Here is an 8,988-nt window from a genome sequence, read left to right on the forward strand (position 1 = left end):
CTGTTGTGCTTTTCGGTAACAGTAGGTTCCGTTGACGGAATGCCGTCTGATTTCCCGACTGACGGTGGCGGGATGACAACCGATGTTCTGTGCGATTTGGTTTAGGGGTAGGTTGCGGTAATGTCTGGAAATGTAGTATCTTTGGTGTGAGGTCAGTTGTGTGTAGGCCATATTGCAATCTTTCTTGTCAGGAAAGGCAGTATACTACCGCATACTGGCCTTTTCTGTTATTGGAAATTGCACTTGTTAGGCGAATGTAAGGGCCTTTAATTGAGAAAATAAATTTCTTAACGGCTGCGCTCGATAAAACGGTAATAAGTTTCACCATCTTGCACATAGCCCAATTCCACGCGGGCAATTTCGGAAATGGCTTCTTGGCCGTTGGCCAAATCGTCCACTTCCGCCGCTAAGAAATTATTGCGCAAAGTGAGCGTTTGGTTTTTTTCTTCCTGCACTGCAAGCTGTTCCTTCAACTCATCCGCATGCCCCCAGCTGCCCTTACCGAACCACAGGCTATACTGAAACCATACCAGTGCGATGGATAAAACGATGGTCACCCACTTCATGCAACATACTTCCTATTCTTATTTGCCCAATTGGTAGAAGGCGGCTTTGCCCGGGTAGTAAGCGGCTTCGGCCAATTCTTCTTCAATACGCAGCAATTGGTTGTATTTCGCCATGCGGTCAGAGCGGCTCAATGAACCGGTTTTGATCTGCATGCAGTTGGTTGCCACGGCCAAGTCGGCAATGGTGCTGTCTTCGGTTTCGCCCGAGCGGTGGCTCATCACGCTGGCGTAACGGTTGCGTTTGGCCAAATCAACGGCTTGCAAGGTTTCGCTCAAAGTACCGATTTGGTTTACTTTCACCAACAATGCGTTGGCCACGCCTTTTTCAATGCCTTCGGCCAAGATTTTCGGATTGGTCACGAACAAATCGTCGCCGACCAATTGTACTTTACCGCCCAATTTGTCGGTGAGTAGTCTCCAGCCGTCCCAGTCGTTTTCATCCATACCGTCTTCGATAGAGATGATTGGGTATTTGGCCACCAAGTCAGCCAAGTAGTTAGCAAATTCTTCGCTGCTGTAGGCTTTGCCTTCGGCTTCCAAGTGGTATTGGCCGTCTTTGTAGAATTCGCTTGATGCGCAATCCAAGGCAAACAATACATCTTCACCGGCTTTGTAGCCTGCGGCTTCGGTAGCTTCTACCATCAATTGCAGTGCTTCTTCGTGGCTGTTCAGGTTAGGGGCAAAACCGCCTTCGTCACCGACGGTAGTCGGGAAGCCTTTGCTGTCGCACAATTTTTTCAGCGCGTGGAAAATTTCCGCACCGCAACGCAAAGCTTCACGGAATGATTTCGCGCCCACCGGCATAATCATGAATTCTTGAATATTCAAGCTATTGTTGGCGTGTTCGCCGCCGTTGATGACGTTCATCATCGGTACTGGCAAAGCCATCGGACCGGCACCGCCCAAGTAACGGTACAGTGGCAAGCCTGCATCTTCAGCCGCAGCGCGGGCAACCGCCATAGACACAGCCAAAGTCGCATTCGCACCCAAACGGCCTTTGTTGTCGGTGCCGTCTAATTCCAGCATGATTTGGTCGATGTAAGATTGCTCGCTGGCATCCACACCAATCAAAGCTTGGGCGATTTCGTTATTGACATGCTCAACCGCAGTCAACACACCTTTGCCCAAATAACGGCTTTTATCGCCGTCACGCAATTCCAGCGCTTCTTTTTGGCCGGTTGACGCACCACTTGGCACGGCAGCACGACCCATTACGCCTGATTCCAACAACACATCACACTCAACGGTAGGATTACCGCGTGAGTCCAAGATTTCGCGGGCAAAAATATCAACGATTGCGCTCATGAACATTCTCCAAATAAAGGGAAGGGAAAAATCGGCTTTTGAAAAGCTGCAGATGTTTCAGACTGCCTCATTAAAGGCCGTCTGAACCAATCAGCAGCAGATTTTCATGAATCTTTTAGCATCGGTTTATTCGTTTATCAAACCGACTCAATCAAACCGGTATAGTTTAACAGTTTTTCAGACGGCCTGATAGCTGGAAAAGACAGATATTGTGCAAAAGGCCGTCTGAAAAGCATTATACAGAAAACTTTTCAAACGGCCTTGATTCAAATTAACAAATTAACGATGGTAATTCGGTGCTTCTTTAGTGATTTGCACATCGTGAACGTGTGATTCGCTCATACCGGCGGAAGTGATTTCCACGAATTCGGCTTTCTCGTGCATTTCATTAATGCTGGCGCAACCCAAATAACCCATGCTCGAGCGCAAACCGCCCATCAATTGATGGATGATGTTCACAATCGGGCCTTTGTACGGCACACGGCCTTCAATGCCTTCCGGCACGTATTTGTCGGTGCTGTCGGTTTTGTCTTGGAAATAGCGGTCGGCAGATCCTTGGCTCATCGCGCCCAGCGAACCCATGCCGCGGTAAGATTTGTATGAGCGGCCTTGGTAGAGTTCGATTTCGCCCGGCGCTTCTTCGGTACCGGCAAACATACCGCCCAGCATCACGCTGTAGGCACCTGCGGCCAAGGCTTTGGAAATATCGCCTGAGAAACGGATACCGCCGTCAGCAATCAGTGGTACGCCCGTGCCTTTTAAGGCTTCGGAAACATTGTGCACGGCAGTCAATTGCGGTACACCAACACCGGCCACGATACGGGTGGTACAAATCGAACCCGGGCCGATACCCACTTTCACCGCGTCCGCACCGGCAGCCACCAAATCCAACGCTGCTTGGGCAGTGGCAATATTGCCGCCAATCACCTGCACTTGCGGATAGTTTTCTTTCACCCAGCGCACGCGTTCAATCACGCCTTGGCTGTGGCCGTGGGCAGTGTCAACCACAATTACGTCGACACCGGCTTCGACCAAAGCTTTGACACGCGCTTCGGTATCGCCGCCGGTGCCTACCGCTGCGCCGACACGCAGACGGCCTTCGGAATCTTTGTTGGCATTTGGGAATTCGGTGTTTTTCAGAATATCTTTAACCGTAATCAAGCCTTTAAGTTCGTCTTGCTCGTTCAACACCAAAACACGCTCAACTTTATGCTGATGCATTAATTCGCGCGCTTCTTCAATGCTGGTGCCTTCGGCTACGGTAACCAAACGATCGCGCGGGGTCATGATGGCCGATACCGGCAAATCCAAACGCTCTTCAAAACGCAAATCACGGTTGGTCACAATGCCAACCACTTTGCCGTTTTCCACCACTGGCAAGCCCGACATTTTGCGTTTGCGTTCGGCACGTTGTTTCAGCAAATCGCCAATCAATACATCCGGCGCCACGGTTACCGGATCTTTCACGATACCGCTTTCATGGCGCTTCACTTTCGACACCGCACGCGCTTGCAGCTCCGGCGTCATGTTTTTATGGATAATACCGATACCGCCTTCCTGCGCCATTGAAATGGCCAGCTTGGCTTCGGTTACAGTATCCATCGCAGCGGAAAGTAAAGGAATATTGAGCGTGATTTCGCGGGTGAGTTTGGTTTGAAGTTTAACGTCGCGCGGCAGCACGGTTGAGTGTGCAGGAACCAATAAAACGTCGTCAAAAGTATAGGCTTTTTCTACGATACGCATGATGCTCAGGCTTTCAGTTTGTGCAAGATGCACGGCATTATAACATGTAAAGAATCGACTTAACAGAATCACTTGCTTATTTGCACTAATTTTTTACAATTTAATCTATTTGCTGCGCAAGAAGCTTATTCCCTACTAAATTTTCGCTGATTTTTATGACATGCCGCTTAAAAACCAAGTAAAATATCGAAAACAACACAAAATACCCTTTTACTCGGAAAACCCTATGAAAACGACTCTAACATACACCCTGCTGACCCTTTGCTTGTCCTTCACTGCTGCCACCGCTTCAGCCAACAGCGTGTACACATGGCGCAACACCAACGGCACCACCACTTATTCCGATGTGCCGCATCGTCTGCAACCGGCGCGCAGCAACACCATGAATGTGCGCACACACACGGTTTACCAGCCGGTTAAAGCAGCGGCTCCGGCTCCAAGCGAAGGCTCGATTGCCGAGCAGCAAAATCAGCTCAATCAACGAATCACCGAAGCCAATAAGCAGATCGAAGCACAAAACCAAAAAATCGCCGAAGACAACCAATCGATGAAAGACGACAACTGCAAAGCTGCCCGTCTCAATCGCGACTATGCCGAATCTGCCCGCGCCAATAATCGTGAAGCATTGAAACAACGCTACGATGCCGACATCAGTAAATATTGCAACTGATTCACAAATATAAAATGCCGTCTGAAATTTCAGACGGCATTTTGTTTATATTTAATCAAAGAAACATTTTGGCAAACAACAAACCAAAGCCCAAAGAAAATGCCATGCTCAATAAGCCTGGTATCATAAAGCTGTGGTTGAAAATAAACTTGCCGATTTTGGTTGTGCCCGTGCTGTCGAAATCGATGGCGGCAATAATCGGGCCGTAATTTGGGATAAAGAAATAGCCGTTCACCGCCACGAAAGTACCCAAAATGATTTCGGTTGGGACGCCCAAAGAAATCGCAATCGGGAACAAGGTCGCCACCGTCGCGCCTTGGCTGTTGACCAATACCGACAACACAAACAAAGCAAAAGCAAATGTCCACGGCGCAGCTTCGACCAAGTGTGATACTGCTTCTTTCACTTCCGCCAAATGACCGTGCATCAGCGTATCACCCAACCACGCCACACCGAATACGGCAATCACCGCGCGCATACCGGCATGGAATACCGAACCGCGTGTGATGTCGTCGCCATTCGGTTTGCACAACAAAATAATAAACGCGGCTGCCGCCAGCATCACAATCTCAATCGTGTGCGCCATACCCATCGGTTTGGCTTCTTCGCCGAATACCGGGCGCAATTCCGGCAACGCGCCCATTATCACCACCAATACCGCCGCCAACAAGAAAATGCCCACCGATAATTTCGCCTGCGGGCTGACGTTGAACGTCTCACGCTCAGATTCATCTACCGCATGGGCGTTCACATAATTCGGGTCTTGCAACAAAGCTTGATAATGCGGATCGTCTTTTAAATCTTTACCCAATTTATTGACGAACACGCAAGCCAAGCCAATGCCCAACAGGGTTGCCGGCATGGTGACTTTCAAGACGTCGGTCATGGTGATGTTTTGCGGTTCCAAATAAGTCACCGTTGCCACCACGGCCGCCGCAATCGGGCTGGCCACAATGGCAAACTGCGACGCAATCACTGCCATGGTCAACGGGCGCGATGGTCGGATGCCGTTGCGGCGGCTTACTTCAGCAATCACCGGCAACACCGAATAAGCCACATGGCCGGTGCCTGCCAATACGGTAAACGTCCACGTCACCATTGGCGCGATAAACGTGATGTATTTCGGATTTTTATGCAGCACGCGCGTGGCTATTTTAATCATGTAATCCAAACCACCACTGGCCTGCATCGCCGCCGCCGCCGACACCACCGCCATAATCATCAGCATCACATCAATCGGCGGGCTGGTCGGCTCCATGCCGAAACCAAATGCCAACACCGCCAAACCGATACCGCCCATCACACCCAAGCCGATACCACCCAGCCTTGCGCCGATTAAAATACACAGCAGCACAATGGCAAACTGAATGAAAAACATGCCAGACATACACACTCCATTATTGATTAATTTGTGAAAACGTTTTGCCGCTTCGCGTAGTCAAGCAACTTTTATTTATGCTTAAAGAACAAACGCAAAAAAGCCGGGCGAAAGCACCGGCTATCGTCAACATCAATTTTTTCAATCATACATGAATAAACATAAATAAACAAATTCCTTACATAAACAAAGGCCGTCTGAAATTTCAGACGGCCTGATACCTTCACAAAATCCCTATCTTTGGCACATTTCTTCGTTGCGCGCGGCTCGAAAGCTTGCCTATCTTGATGATATGTCTGCACTTTCTGCGCTGCTACAACTTTGAACTGTACTCAAATCTAGGGTTTTGCAAAGGTCTCAGCCTTTAAAGATTAAATTACTCTCAACTTACATATCAACAAACCCGCGAATCTGTTCCCAATAAAACAAACACGCAATCGCCACCAAAGCTACGCTGATGCCGGCGGCGTTGATGCTGCTGATTTTTTCTTTGAATATCCACGCACCGACTAAAGTGCCCAACACAATCACGCCCATGTTCATGCCCGCGAAAACCAGCGTCGGGTTATCGCTCATGGCTTGGTGCGCGCTGATGTAGGTGACGATGTTTAAAAAGTTCAAGCCGCCGAGCAAGACGCCACCGATGATGCCTTCTTTGGTCCATTTGGTGCCTTTGGAAAACAGATAAGCAAACATCAAAATGGCCGCCAGGCAAAACGCCACCAATAAATTACCGGCAAACGCTGTGCCGCTTTTGGCCACTTGTTTGAACAAAATATCGATCACACCGTAGCCCGCCCAAACACCCATCAGCAAACTGATTTGCGTGGTGATGCTACCCGATTTTTTGCTGCCATCCGCTTTCCACAACAAACAAAACAGCGCCACAAACGCCAACGCAATACCAATCAGACGGCCTTCGGTCAATTGTTCGCCAAAAATGGCAAATGACGCGACAATCGGCAAGAACAGCGACAGCCGCTGCGCCGCATCCGATTTGACGATGCCGACACTTTCCACCGCCTTACCCATAATCACAAATACGCTCGGCAGCAACACGCCCAATGCGGCAAACAGCCACCACGTCGGCAAAAAGCCTGCCAGATTGCTCAAATCCGGCTTCAACACCATCATCGTCAGCGTAATCGCCACAATATAATTCACAGCCACTGCTTGCTCGATTTTGATTTTCTGTTTGCGCGCTACCTTCAGCAACACCGACACCAACACGCTGCACACAATACTGGCAACAAGATAATGCATATTTTCTTTCTCATTCAAAGGGCTAAAACAAACTTCAAACGCCTTTAATCAAATAAAGGCCGTCTGAAAAATAAGCGGATTAAATGTAGATTTATAACCAGCCGTCAGGTGAGACCGGCTTGCCGTCATACAGTTTCACAAAGCCGGCAACCACGCGGTAAATAAACCACAAGCTCACGATAAATAAGAACACCAAACCGATGCCAATAAACATCGTCGCCGCGCCGATAATATAGCAAATCACGCATACCCAAAATGTTTTGATCAGGTAGCTGATGTGATGCTCGTAAACCGTGCCGCGCATGTCGTCGCGTTTTACATAAGCCAGAATCACGCCGATGATGCATGAAAATGCGGTGAAAATGGTCAACGCATACAGGCCGTAAATCACCATCATATAAGTTCGGCGGTTGTCGTTGGCTGGTGTTTGGGTAGGAATAATGTCGTTCATTTTTGCCCCTGAAATTTGAATTTTGCGGATGTTGATATTATAGTGACTTAAATTTTTAAGAAGCGCCAGCCTTGTGCCGACCTTCGGTGAAACTTTGTTTACTATATCATACATCACTTTTAAAATCAGGAGTTCCGACATGAGCATTGAATATTTCGGCCAACACGCCCGCCTATCCGAAGCCACCGTAGCCAATGGCTTCGTGTTCCTATCCGGCATGGTGCCTGAAAACACCGAACAAGCCGATGCGAAAACGCAGACCGCCGATGTGTTGGCGCAAATTGACTCATGGTTACAACAATGCGGCTCCAGCAAACAACATATTGTCGAAGCCACCATTTATCTGACCGATATGGCCGACTACGCCGCAATGAATGAAGCTTGGGATGCATGGGTTGATCCCAAGCATTCCCCTGCCCGCGCCTGCGTAGAAGCCAAACTGGCCAAACCAGAATGGAAAGTCGAAATCAAGGTTTCAGCAGTTCAGGCGAAATAATAATTTCAGGCCGTCTGAAAACATCAGCAGATATTCAGACGGCCTGAGAGATTTGGTCTTTATTTTGATGATAACGACCCCATATCATCCCCATTGCAAACCTTATTTCTGACTATTATCAAGGAATCCCCACCATGCAAACCCGCCTGCCTTTCTTCGGCGTTGTCCGTGTCAGCGGTGACGACCGAGCCGATTTTTTACACAATCAATTGTCAAACGACATTCAAAACCTAGCCACCGGCCAAGCCTGTTACGCCACTTACAACACAGCCAAAGGCCGCGTATTAGCCAATATGATCGTGCTCAACCGCGGCGATGATTTGCTGCTGGTGATGGCGCAGGATTTGATTGAACCGATTATTAAAAAATTGCGCATGTATGTGCTTCGCGCCAAAGTGGTGTTTGAGCCCTTGGCCGATTTTGCCGTGGTCGGAGAATTGGCTGATGATGCCAAAGCCGTGATTGCCGCCGAGCCGAGCTTGGCTTTTGCCGCTGAAAACCAAAACGATGTTTGGTGCATTCATCTGCCGCACACAGGCCGTCTGAAAGTCGGTTTGGCAGAACAATTACCACCACACGACGCAGCCGCAGAGAATGCTTGGAATCTGCACGAAATCTGCAGCGGCTACGCTTGGATTTCTGCCGCCACCAAAGAAACCGCTGTGGCGCAAATGCTCAACCAACACATTATCGGCGGCGTTCATTTCCGTAAAGGCTGCTATCCGGGTCAGGAAATTATCGCGCGCGCCCAATACCGCGGCCAAGTGAAACGCGGTTTGGCCGTATTGAGCGGCAACTCATTAGAAGCGGCGGGCATTGCGGTGCAAGTCGGTGGCGAAGAAGCCGGCCAAATCATCAATACCGCCTTCACCGACAACGGCAGCTTAAGCTTAGCCGTGATTAAATTTTCCGCTGCCGATGCAGCATTAACCGATGCCGATGGCAATGCTTTAGCGGTAGAACAATTATTTTTTACGGTTGAGCCGAAAGAATAAGTAAGATCAATAAAGGCCCTTACATTCGCATTTCAAGTGCAACGCTCAAATGCCATTGGCAAGGGCTGCTGAAAACAGATCACCCGGTGTCTCATAGTCCAATGTCTTTCTCGGTCGGCGG

The 8,988-nt window shown here is 49.2% G+C and carries 10 protein-coding genes; 3 read left to right on the forward strand and 7 right to left on the reverse strand.

What is annotated here, in order from left to right:
* The 4 genes from CRG49_RS14020 to guaB all read right to left on the reverse strand — a co-directional run.
* On the reverse strand, positions 1–171 hold a 171-nt coding region (locus CRG49_RS14020; RefSeq protein WP_157807888.1), incomplete at its 3' end, for a helix-turn-helix domain-containing protein.
* 116 nt (positions 172–287) lie between these two features.
* Positions 288–566 carry a cell division protein FtsB gene (gene ftsB / locus CRG49_RS11175; RefSeq protein WP_095503112.1) on the reverse strand — a complete coding sequence of 93 codons (279 nt, stop codon included), beginning with the start codon at positions 564–566 and terminating at the stop codon, positions 288–290.
* Between the two features lie 18 nt (positions 567–584).
* On the reverse strand, positions 585–1,871 hold the full coding sequence (eno, locus tag CRG49_RS11180; RefSeq protein ID WP_095503118.1) for a phosphopyruvate hydratase: 1,287 nt from the start codon (positions 1,869–1,871) through the stop codon (positions 585–587).
* Between the two features lie 279 nt (positions 1,872–2,150).
* The gene (gene guaB / locus CRG49_RS11185; protein WP_095503113.1) at positions 2,151–3,614 is read right to left on the reverse strand and encodes an IMP dehydrogenase; all 1,464 of its coding nucleotides are present in this window, start codon (positions 3,612–3,614) and stop codon (positions 2,151–2,153) included.
* A gap of 226 nt (positions 3,615–3,840) precedes the next feature.
* Here guaB and CRG49_RS11190 point away from each other — a divergent pair, with 226 nt between their 5' ends.
* Positions 3,841–4,284: a DUF4124 domain-containing protein gene (locus CRG49_RS11190; RefSeq protein WP_095503114.1), complete on the forward strand. Its 444-nt coding sequence runs from the start codon at positions 3,841–3,843 to the stop codon at positions 4,282–4,284.
* A 55-nt stretch (positions 4,285–4,339) separates the two neighbouring features.
* Here CRG49_RS11190 and CRG49_RS11195 read toward each other — a convergent pair whose 3' ends face one another.
* From CRG49_RS11195 to CRG49_RS11205, 3 genes are all read right to left on the reverse strand, one after another.
* Positions 4,340–5,662, reverse strand: a complete 1,323-nt coding sequence (locus CRG49_RS11195) for an anaerobic C4-dicarboxylate transporter (protein WP_198515163.1) — start codon at positions 5,660–5,662, stop codon at positions 4,340–4,342.
* 387 nt (positions 5,663–6,049) lie between these two features.
* Positions 6,050–6,925 (reverse strand): DMT family transporter, encoded by an 876-nt coding sequence (locus CRG49_RS11200; protein ID WP_095503119.1) that lies wholly within the window; start codon positions 6,923–6,925, stop codon positions 6,050–6,052.
* Positions 6,926–7,016: 91 nt separating this feature from the next.
* Entirely contained in the window at positions 7,017–7,376 is a 360-nt protein-coding gene (locus tag CRG49_RS11205; RefSeq protein ID WP_095503120.1) for a DUF4870 domain-containing protein, read from the reverse strand.
* Between the two features lie 139 nt (positions 7,377–7,515).
* Here CRG49_RS11205 and CRG49_RS11210 point away from each other — a divergent pair, with 139 nt between their 5' ends.
* Positions 7,516–7,872: a RidA family protein gene (locus CRG49_RS11210; protein ID WP_095503116.1), complete on the forward strand. Its 357-nt coding sequence runs from the start codon at positions 7,516–7,518 to the stop codon at positions 7,870–7,872.
* Between the two features lie 134 nt (positions 7,873–8,006).
* Complete coding sequence (locus CRG49_RS11215; RefSeq protein WP_095503117.1) at positions 8,007–8,867, forward strand: folate-binding protein YgfZ; 861 nt, start codon at positions 8,007–8,009, stop codon at positions 8,865–8,867.
* Positions 8,868–8,988: the final 121 nt, after the last annotated feature.

This window comes from Neisseria sp. N95_16 (assembly GCF_002551535.2).
GTDB lineage: Bacteria > Pseudomonadota > Gammaproteobacteria > Burkholderiales > Neisseriaceae > Neisseria > Neisseria brasiliensis.